This window comes from Amycolatopsis sp. AA4 (genome assembly GCF_002796545.1).
Lineage (GTDB): Bacteria > Actinomycetota > Actinomycetes > Mycobacteriales > Pseudonocardiaceae > Amycolatopsis.
On record NZ_CP024894.1, the window covers coordinates 2726510 to 2748397 of the forward strand.

At 70.3% G+C, this 21888-nt stretch carries 5 protein-coding genes; all 5 read right to left on the minus strand.

The features are described 5' to 3' along the window. Window positions 1-24: 24 nt before the first annotated feature. The 5 genes from CU254_RS12945 to CU254_RS12965 are packed head-to-tail and all read right to left on the minus strand — an operon-like array spanning window position 25 to window position 21862. Window positions 25-3378 (minus strand): non-ribosomal peptide synthetase, encoded by a 3354-nt coding sequence (locus tag CU254_RS12945; protein ID WP_009076310.1) that lies wholly within the window; start codon window positions 3376-3378, stop codon window positions 25-27. Next, window positions 3372-10460: a non-ribosomal peptide synthetase gene (locus CU254_RS12950; RefSeq protein ID WP_009076311.1), complete on the minus strand. Its 7089-nt coding sequence runs from the start codon at window positions 10458-10460 to the stop codon at window positions 3372-3374. The genes CU254_RS12945 and CU254_RS12950 overlap by 7 nt, the downstream gene beginning before the upstream one ends. Next, a complete protein-coding gene (locus tag CU254_RS12955; protein ID WP_009076312.1) occupies window positions 10453-14658 on the minus strand; it encodes a non-ribosomal peptide synthetase in 4206 nt (1401 codons plus the stop codon). The genes CU254_RS12950 and CU254_RS12955 overlap by 8 nt, the downstream gene beginning before the upstream one ends. Beyond that, the gene (locus CU254_RS12960) at window positions 14643-21644 is read right to left on the minus strand and encodes a non-ribosomal peptide synthetase (RefSeq protein WP_009076313.1); all 7002 of its coding nucleotides are present in this window, start codon (window positions 21642-21644) and stop codon (window positions 14643-14645) included. The genes CU254_RS12955 and CU254_RS12960 overlap by 16 nt, the downstream gene beginning before the upstream one ends. Further along, the gene (locus CU254_RS12965) at window positions 21641-21862 is read right to left on the minus strand and encodes an MbtH family protein (protein ID WP_009076314.1); all 222 of its coding nucleotides are present in this window, start codon (window positions 21860-21862) and stop codon (window positions 21641-21643) included. The genes CU254_RS12960 and CU254_RS12965 overlap by 4 nt, the downstream gene beginning before the upstream one ends. Window positions 21863-21888: the final 26 nt, after the last annotated feature.

Consider the following 21888-nt stretch of genomic DNA (forward strand, 5'->3'; position numbering starts at 1 on the left):
TCCGGTGCCGGGCCTGTTTTTCGGTCAGGCGAGTTCAGCGTCTACATCGGACTCGGTGAGCGCTTCGACCTCCAGGTAGATCTCAGCCACCTGGGCCAGCCGGCCTGGGACGGATTCTTCGGCGAGCAGGCGCGCGGCCATCCCGCCGACGGTGAGGGTCGCGAACAGCGTCCGGACCGTCACTTCGGTGCTGTCGAGGGCTTCCCGGAGGCGGCCGACGATCATGGTCGCGAGCACGGAATCCCCGCCCAGCGCGAAGAATGGATCGTCCACGCCGACGCGGTCGACCTCAAGGACCTCTGCCCAGACCTTCGCGAGCACCTGTTCCAAGGCGGACTGCGGGGCCTCGTAGGAGTCGGTTTCCGCGGTCCAGTGCGCGGCGACGGCGCGGCGGTCGACCTTGCCGTTCGCGGTCAAGGGCAGTTCGTCCAGCACGACGACGCGGGACGGGACCATGTGCGGCGGCAGGATGGTCCGGGCGAATTCGCGCACCTCGTCCGGCGTGACCGCCCCGGCGACCGCGGCGACCAGCTGGTTGCCCGCGACTCCGGCGATGCCGCGCCGGACGTCCGGGTGCTCCGCCAGCGCGGCTTCGACTTCTCCGAGTTCGATCCGGACGCCGCGCACCTTGACTTGGTGGTCGCGGCGGCCGAGGAATTCGAGAGTGCCGTCCGGCCAGTAGCGCGCCAGGTCGCCGGTGCGGTACCAGCGTTGCCCGTCGTGGTCCACGAAGCGGTCTGCGGTGCGTTCGGGGTCGGCGCGGTAGCCGCGGGCGACGCCGTCGCCGCCGATCCAGAGTTCGCCGCCGACCCAGTCCGGACAGTCTCGGCCGCGGCTGTCGACCACGCGGCAGGCGACATTGCGCAGCGGGGTGCCGTACGGGACCGAACGCCAGTGCGCGGCAACGCCGTGCACTTCGCAGACCGTCGAATGGATCGCGGTTTCCGTCGTGCCCCCGAGTCCGGCGAACCGGCAGCGGGGCGCGTGCGCGGCGACGCGGCCGGGCAAGTCGGTGCCGACCCAGTCACCGCCGAGGAGCACCGTGCGCAGCCCGGCCAGCTCGCCCGGCCGGGCCGAGACAAGGAGCATGTCCAGCAATGCGGGCACGCAGTTGACCAGCGTGACGCCCCGGTCGGCGACCAGTTCGGCCCACGCCCGCGCGTCCTTGCGGTCGTCCTCCTCGACGAGCGCGACCGCGCCGCCCGCGCTGAACAGGCCGAAGATGTCATAGACGGACAGGTCGAAGTCCAACGCGGACACCGCGAGACAGCGGTCCCCGGGGCCGATCCCGAAGCGCTCGTTGAGGTCTTCGATGGTGTTCATCGCCGCGCGGTGCGGCACCTCGACGCCCTTGGGCTCACCGGTGGAGCCGGAGGTGAACAGCACGTACGCGATTGATTCCGGGTCGCCGACAACCGGTTCGGCGAGCAGTTCGGCCGTGGTGTCCACAGTGGTCAGTGTCGCTTGGATGCCCGCGACGCGGCGGATCCGGTCGGCGCGGGCGGGCGGCTGGTCGACACCGATAGGCACGTACGCGGCCCCGGCCGCGAGCACGCCGAGCACGGCGGCGATCTGGTCCGGTCCCTTCGGCAGCGTGATGCCGACAGCGTCGCCGGGCCGGACGTTCAGCCCCGCGGCGACGCGCAACGCCTTGTCCGCCAGTTCGCCGTAGGTCAGCTGGCCATTTTTGGCCCACACCAGCGCGACGGCATCCGGTTCCCGTCGTGCGTGCTCGAAAAAGCCTTGGTGCAACAGTTTTTTGCTGCGAGGTCCGGCGGTGGCGTTGGCCTTCGCGCGGGTTCTCGCCTGCGCGGCGGGCAACGCGCCGCCGACCGGCCGCTCCCAAACGTCATCGTCCTGCCCGAGTTGTGTGACGAGCCTGTGGAACGCGGCGAACATGTCGTCGATCAGCCCGGCCGGGAACGCGTTCTCGCGCACGTCCCAGTTGATCAGCAGTCCTTCGTTGACCTCGGTGACCTGCGCGTCGAGCAACACTTGCGGGCCTTGCGAGACGATCCAGACCGCTTCGCCGAAGAGCCGGCGGACGTCCGCGTCGAACAGTTCGCCGAGGTTGAGCGCGCTGGTGAACACGACCGGTGCGAGGACCTGTTCGCCTTGGTACCGCGACAGATCCCGCAACACCTCGACCCCGGAGTACGCGGCATGCGCGGCGCCGGTATGCATCCGCTCCTGCAACGCCTTCGCCTGATCGGCAAAGGACGCTTCGGCGGACAAGTCCACGTCCAGCAGGACGGAGCCGGTGAAGTCGCCGACCAGCCGGTCCACTTCCGGATGCGTGCTCTCGCGGTCGAACATCGGGACGTTGAGCAGGAACCGGGGCTGCCCGCTCCACGCCGAAAGCGTCTCGGCGAACGCGGTCGCGACCACCATCGCCGGGGTCAGCCCGTGCTCGTGCGCCCGGGCGGCCAGCTGTTTGCGGCCCTCTGGTGCGAGCCAGTGGTGCCGCCGCGTCACCCGGGTCGCGTCGCCGCGCTCGTTCTCCGGCACCAGCGGCAGCTCAGGGGCCGACGGCAGGGACGGGATCCGCTGCTGCCACCAATCCTTGGCGCGGGCGTGGTCGGCCGCGCGGGCCGGTTCCCGTTCGGCGAGGTAACGCGGGTAGCTGTAGCCGATCGGTTCCGGCTCGGCGCCTTCGTAGAACCGGGCGAGGTCGGCGAGCAGCACGCGGTAGCTCAACGCGTCGGCGGCGAGCATGTCCACGTCCACGTGCAGCCGCGTGCGCCCGTCGCGAAGACGGCTCAACTGAATGCGGAAGACCTCGCCGCGGGCGACGTCGAGGCGGGCGTGGGAGGACTGGTCGCGGATCTGCTCGAGCTCGGCATCGTCGGTGATGTCGTGCACGAGAAGAGCGGGTTGCGCCCGGTCGGCAAGGATTCGCTGCCTGCCGTCGTCGTCGAAGGTCGCGCGCAGCATCCCGTGGCGCTGAACGAGTTTTCCGACCGCGGCTTCGAGCCGGACCGGATCGACGCCCTCGCCGTCGAATTCCACGTACAGGTGCGCGGCGACCGAGCCGAGCGTCGTCTCCTCGTCGCGGCCGATCCAGTAAGCGTGCTGCATCAGCGCGAGCGGGAACGGCGCGGACTCGTCCACCTCGACCGCCGCGACGGGCTCCGGGGCGACCCCGGACGCCTCCGCCAGCACCCTGCGCCAGCCGGCGAGCGTCGGGGTTTTCGCCAGTTCGGCGAAGCTCACCTTGATCCCGCGCCGCCGCCAGGCATTCGCGACCTGCATGAGCGCGATCGAGTCCAGGCCCCATTCGATCAGACTGTCCTCTTCGGACAGGTCGGCGGCCTCGGGGCCAAGGAGGCCGGTGACGTCCCGCAGGAGGTCTCCCGCCGTCGGCTGCTCGTTCACCACGTGCCCAGCTCCTCTTCGAACTCGTCGATGTCGTCCTGGCTGAGGTCCACCAGGGAAAGGTCCAACGCGGGTCCGCCGCCGGCGAGCGCGTCCCGCAAGCGCGCGGCCAGCGTGCGCACGTCGGTCTGCCCGGTCAGGGAAATCCGCAGTTCGCCGTTCACGGCGGCGGCGTTGATCTCCAGCGCCCAGTCGGGGGTCCGGCCCGGCCGGGGCGGCACCCGCAGCATCGGCGCCTCGGGAGCGACCGACCACGGAGTGCCGTCGCCGGTGTCCACCCGGCCCAGGTAGTTCAGCACGATCGTCGGCTCGGGCAGGTCGAACGGCCGCAGCAGCCCGTAGCCGAGTCCGCCGTCGGGCAGCCGGTGGACGCTGCCCGAGGTTCGGACGGGGAAGACGGCGGTGAACCAGCCGACGGTCGCGGACAGGTCCACGCCGGGCGCGATCTGTTCCTCTCGGCCGTGTCGTTCGACGGCGATGACCGCGTTGTCGCGGTCGAGCGTGCGCCCGAGCGCGGTGAGCAGCGCCTGCTCGACGTCTCCGACCGGCAGTGGCGCCGTGCATTCGGCGTGCTCGGGCACGGCGTCGGTGAGCGGCAGCACCGGGTCGGCGCCGTCGAGAATGCTGTGCCAGAGCTCGCGTTCGCCGCTGCGGTCCTGTTCCCGGAGCAGTTCGCTCCAGCGCCGGAACGACGTGCCGGTGCGGACCAGTTCCCGGCCCTGCCAGGCTTCGGCGAGGTCGTCGAGGAGGATCCGCCACGAGACGCCGTCCACGACCAAGTGGTCGGCGACGATCAGCACGCGGTCGTCGAACCGCACGACCTGGACGAGCCGGTCGTCGTCGAGCCGGTCGCGGGCGGCGAGCAGTTCGTCGTCCAGCGATCCGGCAGCTCGGGTGACGATCTCGGCGGCGTCGAAGGATTCCGCCGGCACGACCAGGGTTTCGCCGTCCCAGCGGGCGCGGAGGAGGTCGTGCCGGTCCAGTACCGCCTGCACGGTCCGGACGAGCCCGGGTTCGGTGAGGCCGGGCGGGGCGGTCAGCAGCATCGCCTGGAACAGCCCGCGGTACCGCATGATCGGGGTCGGCGCGACCCGGCCGTGCGGGACGTCGGCGTGGACGGTGAAGTCGCCGGCCGCCGCGAGCCCGGCGGGGGTCCGGTGCTCGAAGACCTGGCGCGGGGTGAGCGAAATTCCGGCCTTGCGGGCGCGGCTCACCAGCTGGACCGAGACGATGCTGTCGCCGCCCAGCTCGAAGAAACTGTCGTGCACGCCGATTTCGGGCAGCTGCAATGTTTCGGCGAACAGCTGGCACAGCAGGCGTTCGCGTTCGGTGCGGGGTTTCGCGGAACCGGTGCGCGCGGTGAAGTCCGGGTCGGGGAGGGCTTTCCGGTTGAGCTTGCCGTTTGAGGTGAGCGGGAGGCGGTCGAGTTCGACGATCGCGGCGGGCACCAGGTGTTCGGGCAGCTTCGCGCGGAGGTCCGGCGCCGTGCCGACGACGTAGGCGACGAGCCGCTCGTCTCGGACCACGACGGCAGCCACGTCGACGCCGTCCTCCGCGGCGAGTGCGGCTTCGATCTCGCCGAGTTCGATCCGGAACCCGCGGAGTTTGACTTGGTCGTCGGTGCGGCCGAGGTAGTGCAGGACTCCCTCGCGGTCGCGTTTCACCAGGTCGCCGGTGCGGTAGAGCCGTTGCCCGTTCGGTGCGGCGACGAAGCGGGACGCGGTGAGCGCTGGGCGGTTGAGGTAGCCGCGGGCGAGTTGGACGCCGCCGAGGTACAGCTCTCCCGGCACGCCCGGCGGCACGGGCCGCAGCAGGCGGTCGAGGACGTGGGTTTGCGTGTTCCACACCGGGCGGCCGATGGCGACCTGGTCGGTGACCGTGTGGTGGGTGACGTCGACGGCGGTTTCGGTGGGGCCGTAGAGGTTGTGCATGCCGGGTTTCGCGATATCGGCGGGGAGAGCTTCGCCGGAGGTGATCACGCGTTCCGGCAGCGGGCGGTCGCCGTAGGCGCGGAGCATCGAGGGGACGAAGTGGACGGTGGTGATGTCTTCGGTTTGGATGAGGTGTGCGAGGTAGTCGGGGTCCTTGTGGCCGTCTGGTTTCGCGAGCACGAGGGTCGCGCCGGTGATGAGCGGCCAGAAGAATTCCCAGACGGAGACGTCGAAGCTGGACGGGGTTTTCTGCAGGACCCGGTCGTCGGCGGTGAGACCGTAGCGGTCCTGCATCCACAGGAGGCGGTTGACGATCGAGCGATGGCTGACGACAACGCCCTTGGGACGGCCGGTGGAGCCGGAGGTGTAGATGACGTATGCCGCGTCGTCAGGTTTCGCCCCGGCCGGTTCCGCCCTGCCTTCCAGCGCGGCGGGCAGAACCGCCACCGGCTGGGCGTCTTCGATCATGAAGTCCAGTCGTTCCGCGGGATAGGACGGGTCCAGCGGCAGATACGCGCCGCCTGCCTTCAGCACGGCGAGCAAGGAGACGACCAGGTCGAGCGAGCGGTCTTGGCGGATGCCGACGATCTGGTCCGGGCCGACGCCCGCGGCGGAGAGTTGCTCGGCGAGGTCGGTGGCTCGGGCGTCGAGTTGGGCGTAGGTCAGCGAATCCCTGCCGAAGCGGACGGCCTCGGCGTCTGGCGTGCGGGAGACCTGGGCGGCGAACAGTTCGGCCAGCGTCGTTTCCGGCACTTCGGCGGCGGGGAATTCCAGGACCCGTTCGCCCTCGGTCAGCACGGTGGTCGCCGAGAGCGGCCGGTCCGGTTCGGTGACGAGAGACTCCGTGTAGCGGACGAACCGGGTCGCCATGTCGTCCACAGTGGACTGATCGAACAGGTCGCGGCTGTAGACCAGCCAGCCGTCGATGCCGCCCGCGTGCTCGAACAGGTGGCACGACAGGTCTGTCCGTGCCGCGTAGAAGCCGACGTGCTCCTCGCGCAGCGCCGCCTCGCCGAACGGTGCGGTCTCCGCGGCGGCCTGCTGGTAGGCGAACATGACCTGGAACAGCGGGTGCTTGCCGAGCGAGCGCGCTGGGTTGACGGCTTCGACGATCCGCTCGAACGGCAGATCCTGATGCGCGAACGCGTCGAGGTCGGTCCGGCGCACCCGGTCCACGAGCTGCCGGAACGTCGGGTCGCCGGTCAGATCCGTGCGCAGGACCAGCGTGTTGACGAAGAAGCCGACCAGGCTGTCGAGGGCGGCGTCGGTGCGGCCCGCGACCGGGCTGCCGATCGGAATGTCGTCACCCGCCCCGAGGGCGCCGAGCAACGCCGCGAACGCGGCCTGCACGGTCATGAAGACGGTTGATCCCGTTTCGCGGGCCAGCTTGTGCAGCGCGGCGCGGGTTTCAGCGGAAAGCTGGAACCGGACGGCGTCCCCGGCGAAGCTCGCGGTCGCGGGCCGTGGACGGTCCGTCGGCAACGGGAGTTCTTCCGGCAGGTCCGCGAGCGCGGTCCGCCAGTACTCGAGCTGGGTCGAGGCCAGGCTGTCCGGGTCGGCGTCGTTGCCCAGCAGGTCCCGTTGCCACAGGACGTAGTCGGCGTAGTGGACCGGCAACGGGGTCCACGCCGGGCGCCGGCCCGCGCACCGCGCGGCGTAGGCGGTGGTGAGGTCGGCGACGAGACGTTCGGTCGACCAGCCGTCGGATGCGATGTGGTGCGTGAGCAGGGAAAGCACGTGACTGTCGCCATCCCGGATCAGCCGGGCTTCGAACGGCGGCTCTCTGTCCAGTTCGAACGCGCGCTGCGCCGCTTCGCGCACGGTCCCGCCGATGGCCAGGGTCGGCGTCCAGCCGAGCACCTGCTGGTAGGGCTTGCCCTCGAACTCCGGGTAGATCGTGCGCAGCACCTCGTGCCGTCCGACCACGTCGGACAGCGCGGCGCGAAGGGCGTCGACGTCGAGCTGGCCGTCGAGACGGACCGCGAACGGCACGTTGTAGGTCGCGCTCGCGCCTTCGAGCCGGTAGAGGAACCACAGCCGCTGCTGCGCGAACGACAACGGCAGACGGCGCGGCCGGGTCATCGGAGTGAGGGCTGGGCGGGTCTTGCCTCTGTCGTCCAGGATCGCGGCCAGCCTGGCGACAGTGGGCGCGTCGAAGACGGTGCCGATCGTCAGTTCCGCGCCGAGTTCGGCGCGGGCCCGGCCGACCAGTTTCGTGGCGAGCAGAGAATGCCCGCCGAGCGCGAAGAAATCGTCGTGCACGCCGACGCGGTCGAGTCCGAGCAGGTCGGCGAAGAGCATGGCCAGCGCGCGTTCCCGTTCGGTGCCGGGCTCGTCGTCGGTGACCGCGGAGGTCGGGGCGGGCAGCGCGCGGCGGTCGAGTTTTCCGCTGGGGGAAAGGGGAAGTTCGTCCAGTTCGACGACGACCGAGGGGATCAGGTGGTCCGGCAACGTCTTCGCCAGCGCGTGCCGGGCGCCGGTCGCGTCGCCGACGATGTAGGCGACGAGCTGCTGCTGTTCCGGCCGCAGCACGACGGCCGCGCCGGTGATCCGGGGCAACGCGGTGAGCGCGGCTTCGACCTCGCCGAGTTCGATCCGGAAGCCGCGGAGCTTGACCTGGTCGTCGGCGCGGCCGACGAACTCGACCACGCCGTCCGCGCGCCAGCGCACGAGGTCGCCGGTGCGGTAGAGCCGTTGCCCGTTCGGTGCGGCGACGAAGCGGGACGCCGTCAGCGCCGGGCGGTTGAGGTAGCCGCGGGCGAGCTGGACTCCGGCGAGGTACAGCTCTCCCTCGACTCCCGGCGGCACCGGCTGGAGAGCTGAGTCCAGCACGTGGAGCCGCGTGTTCCATACCGGACGTCCGATCGGGACGATGCCGGTTCCGGCGCCCTCGACGGCTGGCCAGTACGTCACGTCGACGGCGGTTTCGGTCGGGCCGTAGAGGTTGTGCAGCTGCGGCAGTGCCAGGTCGGAGGGGAGTGCTTCGCCGGAGGTGATGACTCGCTTGGGCAGCGGCCGGTCGCCGTAGGCGCGGAGCATCGACGGGACGAAGTGGACAGTCGTGATGCGTTCGCGGGTGATGAGTTCGGCGAGGTAGTCGGGGTCTTTGTGGCCGCCGGGCTTCGCGAGGACCAGGGTGGCGCCGGCGATGAGCGGCCAGAAGAATTCCCACACGGAGACGTCGAAGCTGGACGGGGTCTTCTGCAGGACCCGGTCGTCGGCGGTGAGGTGGTATTCGTGCTGCATCCACCGCAGGCGGTTGACGATCGCGCGATGCGTGACGACTACGCCTTTCGGGCGTCCGGTGGAGCCGGAGGTGTAGATGACGTAGGCCGCGTTGTCCGGGCTCGCGGGTGTGGTTTCGACGCTGTTTTCGAGCGGGCAGGGGAGAACGACGGCAGGCTGGGCGTCCTCGATCATGAACTCCAGCCGGTCCGCCGGGTAGGACGGGTCGAGCGGCAGATACGCGCCGCCTGCCTTGTGCACGGCCAGCAGCGAGACGATCAGGTCGAGCGAACGGTCTTGGCGGATGCCGACGATCCGTTCCGGGCCGACACCTGCCGCGGCGAGCTGTCCGGCGAGGCCGGCGGCCTTGGCGTCGAGTTCGGCATAGGTGAGCGAGTCGCTGCCGAAACGCACAGCTTCGGCGTCCGGAGTGCGTGCGGCTTGGGAGGCGAACAGTTCGGCGAGAGTCGTCTCCGGCGCCTCCGCTGAGCGCCCGGCCGGGATTTCCGCGGAGTGGTACGCCAGCCGGGCGACGGGCGTGTCCGGTGCGGCCAACGCATGCCGCAGCAACGACTCGAGATGGTCCAGGAACCGGTCGATCGTCGGCGCCGCGTACAGGTCGGTCGAGTAGGTCGCCTCGATCCGCATCCGGCCGCCGGCGAGGAAAGCCTCCAGCGCGAGATCGAACTGCGTGGTGTCGTTGTGCACCGTCCGCCAGGCTGTCTCGATGCCCGGAAAGTCGAATCCTCGCAGACCTTGCGCGAGGAACAACAGCATGACGTCGAACAGCACCGAACGCCCGGCCGTGCGCGGCGGCCGCAGCTTTTCGACGAGCACGTCGAACGGCAGGTCCTGGTGTGCGTAACCGTCGGTGCAGACGCGTTGCACCCGCGAGACCAGGTCGGCGAACGAGGGCTGCCCGGACAGATCCGCGCGCAGCACGAGGGTGTTGCCGAAGTTTCCGACGAGCCGTTCGACCTCGCCGGCGTCGCGGTTCATCGACGCCGATCCGATCGGCACGTCCGTCGCACCGGTGTAGCGGTGCAGCAGCGCGGCATACGCGGCGAAGACCACCATGAACGGCGTGACGCCGCGGTCGTGGGCGAACGCCGTGACGCGCTCGGTCACGTCCGTGCCGAACGTCCTCATGCGACGGTCGCCGCGGCTCGATCGCGTTGCCGGGCGCGGGAAGTCGGTCGGCAGCGGAAGGCTTTCCGGCATCGGGTCGAGCGCCGCGCGCCAGTAGTCGAGGTCCTTGGCGAGACGGTCGTCGGTGAACGTTTTCCGCTGCCACAGCGCGAAGTCCGCGTACTGCACGGGAAGCGGTTCGAGCCCGGCCGGTCGGCCGGTGGTGTCCTCGCGGTAAAGCGCGGACAGGTCGTGCGAGAGCGCGTTGAAGGTGAAACCGTCCCACGCGATGTGGTGCACCGTCAGGACCAGCACGTAGTCGTTGTCCGCGCGACGCAACAGCTTCAGCCGCAGCGAGTGTTCCTTCGCGAGGTCGAAGCCGTGCGCGGATTCCTCGCGTGCGGACGACTCCACCGCGGCGTCGCGCCGGTCGGCCGGCAGACCTCGCAGGTCCGTTTCCGCCATCGTGACGACCGCGAACGGGTCCACCACTTGCCGGGGCTCCCCGTCGGCGCCGGGCAGGTACCGGGTGCGGAGGATCTCGTGGCGTTCCACGAGACGCTGGAACGAGCGTTGCAGTGCGGGGCGGTCGAGATCGCCGCGAAGGTCGATGGCGAGGCACACGTTGTACGCGGCGGTGCCCGGTTCGAGCTGCTGCAGGAACCACATCCGCGACTGAGCGGACGACAAGGGCAGGTCGTCCTCGCGGTCGCGCTTCGGGATCTGCGCCGTGCTCGCGAGCCCGGCCTCGGCGAGGCGGCGGCGGAGCAGCTCGCGTTTGCGGGCGGCCAGGTCACTCACCGGAAATCTCCTTGAGGGCGTCGAACCACGCCGCGGAAAGGGCGTGGATCCGGTCGTCGGTGAAGAGCGCGCCGGGCCACTGCCAGTCGGCATGCAGCGCGGCTCCGTCGACCAGACAGTTCAGAACCAGGCAGTACGGGGCCGGCTGGGCGGCGTCGGCGCCGCCGCCCATCGCGCCGGCTTCGGGGGCTCCGGACCACGGGGCGCCGCTCGTCTCGCCCGAGGTGAACCGGCCGAGGTAGTTGACCTCGATCTGCGGTTCGGGCAGCGCGGCGAGTTCGGCCGCGGTGTCCGGGTTGACGTAGCGCAGCAATCCGTGCCCGATTCCTTTGTCCGGCAACGCCAATTGCGCGGCAACAGTGGGTACGTCGGCCGGGTCGAGCCGGACCGGATGCACGCTGGTGAACCAGCCGACGGTGCCGGACAGGTCCGCCCGCGGCACGATTTGCTCTTCCCGGCCGTGGTTTTCCACCGCCAGCAGGACTGGGCCTGGTTCGCCGCGCCACCGCTCGACGGCGCGCGCGAACGCGGTGAGCAGGATGACGTCGATCGGGGCGCCGAGCCGCTCGGGCACGGCCGTGAGCAGCGCTTGCGTCAGGTCCTCGTCGAGGACGGTGCGGATCGACCGCACCGTGGCGCGGGTGTCGACCGCCGGGTCGAGACGCCGGGTGCCGAGCACTGGGTCCGGCCCGGAGAGGATGTCGCGCCACATCCCGAGTTCGCTGGTTTTCGCCCGCGCCGCTTCGGGCAGCGCGTTCGCCCATTCCCGGAACGAGGTGCCAAGCGGCGGCAGCTCGCGTCCGGCCCACAGGTCGGCGAGTTCGGGCACGAGGATGCCCCAGGACGCGGCGTCGACCACGAGGTGGTGCAGCAGGAGCAGCAGCCGTCCGTCGCGGCCGGGACCGCCGTCGAACCACACGAAACGGGCCATCTCGCCCGCCGCGGGGTCGAGTTCGCCCAGCTCTGCCTCCATGACTTCCGGCAGCTGCGCGGCGACGTCGGTCAGCTCGACCCGCTGCACCCGCGCCTGCACGGCGCCGCGCGGGCGGACGGTGAAGGAACCGTCGAAAGTCGACCGCAGGACGTCGTGCCGGTCGAGGAGGGTTTGCAGCAGTTCGGTGAGGCGTTCGCGGGTGAGGTCCGGGGGAGTGCAGACGAGGCGGGCCTGGCTGAGCCGGTCGTACGGCCGGTTGTGCGTGAGCCAGGAGAGCATGGGCGTCAGCGGGACGTCGCCGATCCCGGCATCCGGGTCGCGCCGGACCGGCGCGGCACCGGCGACGCGGGCCAGTTCGGCGACCGTCCGGCGCTCGAAGACGTCACGCGGGCTGAACCCGAAGCCGGCTGCGCGGGCTTTGCCGACCAGCCGCATCGAGACGATGCTGTCGCCGCCGAGAGCGAAGAAACTGTCGTCCGCGCCGACTCGCGAAACACCCAGCACTTCGGCGAACAGTTCGGCGAGGCGGGCTTCGTTGGCGGTCTCCGGCTCTCGCGTGGTGCCGTGGTACTCCGGGGCGGGCAACGCCTTGACGTCGAGTTTGTCGTTGCGGGTCAACGGGAAGGAATCGACCGCGACGACCGCTGACGGGACCAGGTACTCCGGCAGGCTCGCCGCGACCCGTTCGCGGAGGCCGTCGACGCCGCCCCGGCGGAGCACGACATACGCGACCAGCCGGCGCACGCCGGGCGCGTCCTCGCGCGGGACGACGACGGCGCGCTCGACCCGGTCGTCCCGGGACAGCACCGCCTCGATTTCCCCGGGTTCGATGCGGAACCCACGGATCTTGACCTGGTCGTCGACCCGGCCGAGGCATTCGAGGAACCCGCCGGCGGTCCACCGCGCGATGTCGCCGGTCCGGTACATGCGGCCGCCGTGGAACGGATCGGCTACGAACCGTTCCGCCGTCGTGCCCGGACGGCCGAGGTAACCGCGGGCCAGGCCGGCGCCCGCCAGGTACAGCTCGCCTTCGACGCCGATCGGACACGGCCGGAGCCGCCGGTCGAGGACGTATGCGCGGGCATTGCCGACTGGTGATCCGATGGAAGGCGTTGGGCTGTCGGCGAAATCGGCCGCGGCGGAGTCCACAGTGCACTCAGTCGGGCCGTACAGGTTGTAGACGGCCAGGCCGGGTTCGTCCCGCAGCGCACGCCACAGCTCGCCCGGCACGGCTTCGCCGCCGACGCCGAGCACCTTGAGCGAACCCCGCCATGGCTCGGCCGCGACCTGCGTCAGCAGCGAGGGCGACAACTCGACGAACTCGATCTCGTGCTCGCGGAGGAAGGCACGAAGCAGGTCGGCGTCGCGGCGGACGTCCGGCGGCACGAGGTGCAGCTCGTGGCCGGCGAACAGCCACAGCATCGGCTGCCAGGACGCGTCGAAAGCCATCGGCCACGCGTGCGCGACCCGCAGCGGCCGTCCGACCTGGGCCCGCGCCGGATCGAACAGGTCCGTGCGATGGCTGATCAGCAGGTTCGCGATCGACCGGTGCGGTACGACGACCGCTTTCGGCACACCCGTCGAGCCGGACGTGTAAATGACGTACGCCGGGTTTTCGGGGCGGGCGCGCTGCGGGAAATTCTCGCCGGTGCCGGGCGGGAGTTCGGTCAGGGTCACGACGGGCCGCGAGTCGGCCAGCATCACGTCGATGCGCTCGTCGGGCCAGTCCGGGTCCAGCGGCAGGTACGCGGCGCCTGCCTTGAACACCGCAAGCAGCGCGATGATCATTTCCGGGCCGGGGGCCAGCCGGAGCGCGACGATTTTCTCGGGCCCGGCGCCTTGGTCGACCAGCTTGCGGGCGATGGCGTTGGCTCGGGCGTTGACGTGCGCGAACGTCAGCCGGTCGGCGCCGGACACGATGGCCGTCGCGTCCGGAGTCGTCCGGGCCTGCGCTTCGAAGACCTCGGACATCGTCGTCGGCTCGGTCCGCAAACGCTTGCCCGTGCCGAATTCGGCGAGACTGCGCAGGTCGGCTTCGGACAGCAGCTCGAACGGCCTGCCGTCGGCGAAGCTCTCGACGGCGCGGGTGAAGTACTGGGCGAGCGTGGCGAGCCAAGCGTGGTCGAAAACATCGGGCCGGTACTCGAAGGTGACGGAGAGCTGTTCCTCCGCGGCCACGGCGAGCGTGAGCGGGTAATGCGTCGCGTCGTCGACCTCGACGCCGGTGATGCGGAGCCCGGCGGCGCGCTCGCTGTCGCTGACCGCGGCTGCGTCGATGGGGTAGTTCTCGAACACGATGAGCGTGTCGAACAGGTCCCCGGCGCCCGCGGCGCGTTGGATTTCGGTCAGTCCGAGGTAGTGGTGGTCGAGCAGCTTCGACTGCTCGGCCTGCAGTTCGCTCAGCGGTGCCTCGGTACGTACTCGCACGGGGACCGTGTTGATGAACAGTCCGACCATCGAGTCCGCACCGGACAGATCGGCCGGACGGCCGGACACGGTCGCGCCGAACACCACGTCGTCGCGGCCGGTCAGCCGCCCGAGCACCTGGCCCCACAGCCCCTGGATCACGGTGTTCACCGTGAGTCCCAGCTTCCGGGCGCGGGCGTAGAGCCGGTCCGCGGCCAGGTCGAGGCGGATCTTGCCCGGCCGCGTGGGCACGCGCGACGCGGCGGGCGCGAGGAGCGTCGGTTCGGCGCCGGCGAGTGCGCCGGTCCACGCTTTCGCCGAGTCGGCGCGGTCGCGTGCGGCCAGCCAAGCCAGGTAGTCGCGGTAGGGCCGCGGGCTCGGCGGGTTCGCGCCGCCGTAGATCTGCAGCAGTTCGCTGATCAGCAGCGGCAGCGACCAGCCGTCCAGCAGGATGTGGTGATTGGTCAGGACGAGCCGGTGCTCGGTTTCGCCGAGGTGCACCAGGGAGAACCGCAGCAACGGCGGTTCGTCGAGGACGAAGCGCTGTGCGCGGTCTCGTTCGAGAACAGCCGCGAGGTCGCCGTCGGTCTCGGTCCAGGGCAGCTCGACCTGATCCAGCACGACCTGGACCGGTTCGTCGACGTCCTCGTGCACGAAGGCCGAGCGGAGGTTGGAGTGCCGGGCCAGCAGCTGTTCGGCTGCTGCGCGCAGGCGCGGACCGTCCACTGTGCCCTCGAGGCTGAGGACGGATTGGACGCAGTAGACGTCCTCGGCGCCGGTGTCGTAGACCGCGTGGAACAGCATTCCCTGCTGCAGCGGGGAAAGCGGCAGGACGTCCTCGATCACTTCTTCCCCCATTTCGCCGCGAGCTTGTCGAGCTGTCCCTGGTTCAGCGACACCAGCGGGACGTCGGACGGGGTGAGCCCGGCGTCGTTTTCGCCGGTCAGCGCGCGCACCCAGGCTCGGGCGAGTCCGTCGACCTCGTCCTTGCGGTAGCGGCTGGTGAACGACCAGGTCGCGGTGAGCACCGGTCCGTCCTCGATGAGCGCGTCAATCTGCAACGGGCGGTGCTGGACCTGCGGTTCGGGCAGTTTCTCCGGGCCGGGGACCCAATATCCGTCCCCGATCTCGAAGCGGCCGAGGTAGTTGAAGCTCACGCCGGAGTCCGGGATCTTCGCCCCGAAGCCGTTGTTCGGGACCGCGCGCAGGCGTTCCTTCACGTCGTTGACCGACTCTGCCAGCCGGAACGGGAACATCGTGGTGAACCAGCCGACCGTGCGCGAGAGGTCCGCGCCCGCTACGAGCTGCTCCTCCCGGCCGTGGGCCTCCAACGCGATTTCGATCGGGCCGAGTGCGGCGCCGAGCGCGGCAATCAGCGTCTCCTGCACTCGCGCGTGCTTGGCGTCCAGCAGTTTCCGAGTCGCGTCGACGGTCAGCCGGACGGTCGTGCGACCCGCGACAGGCAGCGTGCGCCCGGCTGTCGGCTCCGGCTGGTCCGTCGTCGCGAGGGCCCAGGTCCGGAACGACGTCGGCACTGGAGAGAGCTGCGGCGCACGTCCTGCCGCGCGGGCCTCCCACGCAGTGGCCAGATCCTCGGCAAGGATCCGCCACGAGACACCGTCGACCACGAGGTGGTGCAGCACCAGCAGCAACCGTCCGTCGAAGGCGACCGCGCGAAGCATCGCCGTCGTCGGATCCAACGTGGACACGAGCTCCGTGTGCTTGGCGGCGGAGTACGGGCCGTCGACCCGCTCGACCTGTGCTCGCGCGGTTAGTGGCACCTGCAGGACGCCGTCGCGGAGGCGGGCGCGCAGCAGATCGTGATGATCGAGGACGTCCTGCAGCACCTGCTCGAAGGCGTCCGGTGCGAACGGTTCGGGCACGCGCAGGAGTGCGGCCTGGTTCATCGTGGTGTCCCCGGTGGTGGCCCACCAGCGCATGATCGGGGTCAGCGGCACCTCGCCAACGCCGTCGTCGTGCCGGATTGGGACAGCCGAGGCGTCCAAGACTCTGGCCAGCGCCGCCGCTGTCTGGTGCTCGAACACCTGCCGCGGCGACAGCTGAAACCCGGCGGCGCGGACCTTGCTGACGAAGCGGATCGACAGGATGCTGTCGCCGCCCAGGGCGAAGAAGTTGTCCTCAGCCCCGATTTCGTCCCGTTTCAGCAGGTCCGCCATCAGTTCGCAGAGGAGCTTTTCGGTCGCGGTGATCGCCGTGCGGCTGACGGCTTCCTCGACCTCGGGGACCGGCAGTGCCTTCCGGTTTACCTTCCCCGACGGCAGCAGCGGGAACTCGTCGAGGAACACGAACCGCTGCGGCACCATGTGGCCGGGCAGCCGGCCGCGCAGCCAGTCGCCGATCCCGTCGGTCTCCGGGCCGAGGCAGTAGCCGATCAGCCCGGGCCGGTCGGCGCGCACGAGCACGACCGCGCGACGGACCCGCTCGTGCTGCTCGAGCACAGCCTCTATTTCCTCGAGTTCGACGCGCATTCCGCGGATCTTGATCTGATTGTCCGCGCGCCCCAGGAACTCCAGGCTGCCGTCGGGCTGCCAGCGGGCCAGGTCGCCAGTGCGGTAAAGCCGCTCGCCGGGCGGCCCGAACGGATTGGCGACGAACCGTTCCGCGGTGCGGCGCGGGTCGCCGAGGTACCCGCGGCCGAGGTAGACGCCCGCGGCGTACAGCTCTCCTGGCACCCCGACGGGAGCCGGGAGCAGCCGCCGGTCCAGCACGTACAGCTGGGTGTTGCCGTTCGGTTTGCCGATCGACACCGCCCCGCGCAGCGCCTCCGGACCGCGGTAGACGACGTGGCTGACGCCGATCGTCGCCTCGGCCGGCCCGTACCCGTGGTACATGATCGCGTCGCTGGCCCGGCGGAACCGGGAGAAGAGTTCCGGGGTGAGCACTTCGCCGCCGCACCACACGTGCTTGAGCGAACGGGCTTTCCGCTCGAAGTCCGGCAGTTGCAGCAGCAGGTCCAAAATGGACGAAGGAAGGTAGGTGAAGGTGACCGCGTGCCGCTCGATCAGGCCGAGCAGGTAGTCGATATCGCGTTCGCCGTCCGGTTCGGCGACGACCAGTTTCCCGCCGTTGACGAGAGGCAGGAAGATCTCGTTGATCGAGATGTCGAAGCCGAGCGGAGCCTTGAACAGCGACGCGTCGCCCGGTCCGAAGCCGAGCATTTCGCGTTGCCACAACAGCCGGTGCGTGATCGCGCGGTGGCGGATCATCGCGCCCTTGGGCTTCCCGGTGGAGCCGGACGTGTAGATGACGTACGCCAGGCCTTCCGGATCGACGTCCGCGGCGACTCGGTCCGATGTGGACTCCGCGCCGACGTGCACCACCGGCACGCCGAGTCCGCGCACCGGGCCGTCGTGCGCCGGCCCGCTGAGGATCGCCGTGAGCGCAGAGCTTTTGCCGACCTCCGCGATGCGCTGGGCCGGCCAGGACGGTTCAAGCGGGACGAACGCGCCGCCCGCCTTCTCGACGCCGAGCAGTCCGACGACCATCTCGACCGACCGTTCCCAGTGCATCCCGACGGTCTTCTCGGGGCCGACTCCGAGGTCCCGCAAGGCTTTCGCCACGTGATTCGCGCGCGCGTCCAGTTCGGCGTAGGTGAGCCGCTCGTCGTGGAACTCGACTGCGATCGCGTCGGGGCTGCGGTCGACCTGTTCCCCGACCATCGCGGCCAGGGTCGTCGCGGGCCGGTCCTCGGCGGTATCGTTGAAGGCGGTCAACTGTGCCCGGTCAGCGGCGTCCAGCACGTCGACCAGATCGACGGCTAGGTCCGGTTTCGCCGCGAAGGCGGTCAGGAGGATGGACAGCCGCTTGCCGAAGGCCTCGACGGTGGCTTCCTCGAACAGATCGGTGCGGTAGGAGATCGCGCAATCGCCGGGTCCGAAGTGGAACGCGAGGTCGAACTTCGCACCGGTGACACCCGGGTCGATCGGGGTGACTGCGATCCCGGGCAGTTCGAGTTGGGCGGCGCCTGCTTCTTGGTGGGACACCATCGTCTGGAACAGCGGATGGCGATTCGGAGACCGCGCCGGGTTCACCGCCTCAACCACGTGCTCGAACGGCAGTTCCTGGTGCGCGTACGCGTTGAGGTTGGTCTCGCGGACACGAGCCAGCAACTCGCGGAACGTCGGGCTCCCGCTCAGATCGGTGCGCAGCACCAGCGTGTTCACGAAGTAGCCGACGAGGTCGTCGAGCGCTTCGTCAGAGCGACCGGCGGACGGGGTGCCGAGCGGAATGTCGTCGCCCGCGCCGAGACGGTGCAACAGAACCGCGACCGCGGCCTGGCCCACCATCAGTTCGGTGACGCCGAACCGCCGGGCGAGGCGACGCGTGTCCGGCAGTTCGACGCGCACGCTGCGAGCCTCGCCGCTGGGTTGCGGGGGCCGCGGACGGTCCGTCGGCAGCGGCAACTCCTCGGGCAGCCCGGCTAGCTGCCGGGTCCAGAACTCGGTGTCGGCACGGGAATGCTGCTGCTGCCAGAGCGTGTAGTCGGCGTACTGCACGGGCAGCGGCGACCACTCGGGCGCCGTGCCTGCGACTCGTGCCGCGTACGCCGACGCGAGATCGCGCAGGAGGGGACGCGCGGACCATTCGTCGGCCGCGATGTGGTGGACCACCAGGGTGAACTCGTGCTCGTCCGGTCCGGTGCGGCGCAGGTCGTAGCGGATCGGGAGTTCCTGGTCGAGGCGGAACGCGTGATCGGCCTTGCCGCGCGCGAGGGGTTGCGGGGCGAGAATTTCCTGGCGAGGCTCGGTGCCGGGGAAGATCGTCCGCAGTGCTTCGTGCCGCGTGATGACGTCGACGAGTGCGGCGTCGAGCGCGTCGGCGTCGAGCGGTCCGGTCAGACGGGCGACGAACGGCAGGTTGTAAGTCGTCGTCGGACCGTCGACCTGGTACAGGAACCAGAGGCTCCGCTGCGCGGCGGAAAGCGGGATCTCCGCTGGGCGGTGTTGTGTTGTCAGCGGGGCACGGCTGGCGCTGTCGTCGAGGAGGCGGGCGAGCCGGGCCGGGGTCGGCGCGTCGAACACCGCCCGCAGCGCCAGATCGACCCCGAACGTCCGGCGCAGACGGCTGACGAGCCGGGTCGCGAGCAGGGAATGACCGCCGAGAGCGAAGAAATCATCACCGGCGCCGACGCTGTCGAGGCCGAGGACGTCGGCGAACAATTCGCCGACGATTTCCTCTCGCGGATCACGAGCTTGCGTGTCCCCGGCCTCGAGGTGCGGTTCGGGTAATGCCTTGCGGTCGAGTTTTCCGCTGGGTGTCAAGGGAAGCGCGTCGAGCGGAACTATGACGGCGGGGATTTCGTGCTCGGGCAAGCCGAGCGCTGCGGGGTCCACCCTGACGCCGGGGTCGGTCACGACGTAACCCACGAGCTGCTGCAGTTCCGCCCTGACCGCGACAGCGGCGGCGTTCACGCCTGGTTGCGCGATGAGCGCGGCCTCGACCGCGCCCAGCTCGACGCGGAAGCCGCGGATCTTCACCTGGTCGTCGGCCCGGCCGAGATACTGCAGCGCACCATTTTCCCACCGGACGACATCGCCGGTGCGGTAGAGCCGTTGCCCGTTCGGTGCGGCGACGAAACGCGACGCGGTCAGTGCCGGGCGGTTGAGGTAGCCGCGGGCGAGTTGGACGCCGCCGAGGTACAGCTCTCCCGGCACGCCCGGCACGCCCGGCACGCCCGGCACGCCCGGCACGCCCGGCGCGACCGGCCGGAGGAACGGGTCGAGGACGTGGACGGTCGTGTTCCACACCGGTCGGCCGATCGACACGCCGTCGGAGACCGTGTGATGCGTGACGTCGACGGCGGCTTCGGTGGGGCCGTAGAGATTGTGGATGCCGGGTCGCGCGATTTCGGGCGGCAGCGCTTCGCCGGAGGTGATGACGCGGCGGGGGAGCGGCCGGTCGCCGTAGGCGCGGAGCATCGACGGTACGAAGTGGACGGTCGTGATGCCTTCGGTTTCGATGAGGTGTGCGAGGTAGTCGGGGTCCTTGTGGCCGTCCGGTTTCGCGAGCACGAGGGTGGCGCCGGTGATGAGCGGCCAGAAGAATTCCCAGACGGAGACGTCGAAACTGGACGGGGTTTTCTGCAGGACCCGGTCGTCGGCGGTGAGGCGGTATTCGTGCTGCATCCACAGGAGGCGGTTGACGATCGCGCGATGGCTGACGACAACGCCCTTGGGACGGCCGGTGGAGCCGGAGGTGTAGATGACGTAGGCCGCGTCGTCGGGACTCGCGGGAGTGATCTCGGCGCTGCCGTCGAGCCCGGCGGGAAGGACGACCGCGGGCCGGGCGTCCTCGATCATGAAGTCCAGCCGCCCGGCCGGGTACGACGGATCCAGAGGCAGGTACGCGCCGCCCGCCTTGAGCACGGCGAGCAGCGAGACGACGAGGTCGAGAGAACGATCGTGGCGGACCCCGACGATCCGGTCCGGGCCGACTCCGGCTGCTGCGAGCCCGCGAGCCAGCTCGGACGTCCTCGCGTCGAGTTCGGCGTAAGTCAGGGAGACGCCGTCGAACCGCACTGCTTCGGCATCGGGAGTCCGAGCGGCCTGCGCTGCGAACAACTCGGCCAGCGTCGTCTCGGGAACGGCGGCGTGCGTGGAGTTCGGCGAAGTGATCGCCTCCCGCTCGGCTGTGCTCAGCAGGTCCAGTTGCGCGACCGGCAGCTCAGGTGTTGCCGCGAACCGGCGCAGGATCTCCTGGAAGCGTTCGGCGATCGGGGTTGCGTCGGGAAACTGGGCGACGTCGTGATCGATCCGCAGCGTCAGCTCCTCGCCGGGAACGACGAGGAGCGCGAGCGGATAGTGCGTCGAGTCCCGTACGGAAACGTGCGCCAGCAACGGGATCGCCGCGTCCATCGGGTAGCTCTCGAAGACGACGAGCGTGTCGAACAGGGTCGCGTGGCCGCTCACTCGCTGGATGTCGGCGAGCCCTAGGTGCTGGTGTTCCAGCAGCCGCGCCTGCTCGGCCTGCACCCGTGCGGCCAGCGCGGCGAGCGGTTCGCCGCCGTCGAGCCGGACGCGCACGGGGACGGTGTTGATGAACATGCCGACCATCGAGGCGGCGTCCGGCAGGTCGGCGCCGCGGCCCGAAACCGTCGCTCCGAACACGAGGTCGTCGCGGCCGGTCATCGCCGAGAGGGTCAACGCCCACGCGCTCTGCACGATGGCGTTGAGCGTCAGCCCGTGCCGCCGCGCGGTCCGCTCCAGCGCGGCGGCCGGGAACCGGAACTCGCTCCGAAGGGGGAAGCCCGAGGTCTCCCGGCCGACCAGCGTAGGTTCCGGGAGACCCGACAGCGCCGTCCGCCAGGCCTCTTCGGCGGCCGTGGTGTCCTGTTTGGACAGCCAGGCCAGGTGGTCGCGGAACGGGCGCACGGGCGGCAACTGCTCGCCGCGGTAGAGCGCGAGCAGTTCGCGGACCAGGATCGGCGCCGACCAGCCGTCCCACAGGAGATGGTGCGCGGTGAGCACCAGCGTCCGCCCGGACAGCGTGAACCGCAGCAACGGCGGGCGGGCGAGGTCGAACGGCTCCGCGCGGTCGGCGTCGAGATCGAGCCGGCCGGCGACGCGGAACGGCACTTCGACCGTCCGGCGGACCACTTGCACGAACTGCCCGGAGGACTGCGTGCGGAAGGCCGTGCGCAGCGGGGCGTGCCTGCGCACGAGTGCTTCGGCCGCCGTCCGCATCCGGGCCGGATCGACGTCCTCGGCGAGTTCGAGGACGGTCTGGACCGTGTAGACGTCCGTCCGGTCTCCGAGCAGGGCGTGGAAAACCATGCCCTGCTGCAGCGGGGTGAGCGGGAGGACGTCCTCGACGCTCGAGGTCACGCGCCGGGCTCGCCGTCCATCGCGCGGACCAGGCTGAGCGGGCGCAGGTCGCGCCAGTTCGCCTCGATGTAGTCGAGGCAGGCCTGGCGCGAATCCTCGCCGAACTCGACTCGCCAGCCCGACGGGACCTCGGCGAAGACGGGCCACAGGGAGAACTGGCCCTCGTCGTTGACCAGGGCGTAGAACCGGCCGTTGTCGTCGTCGAAGGGGTTCGTCAAGGCGTGCCTCCTCAGCAGAAGTTAGC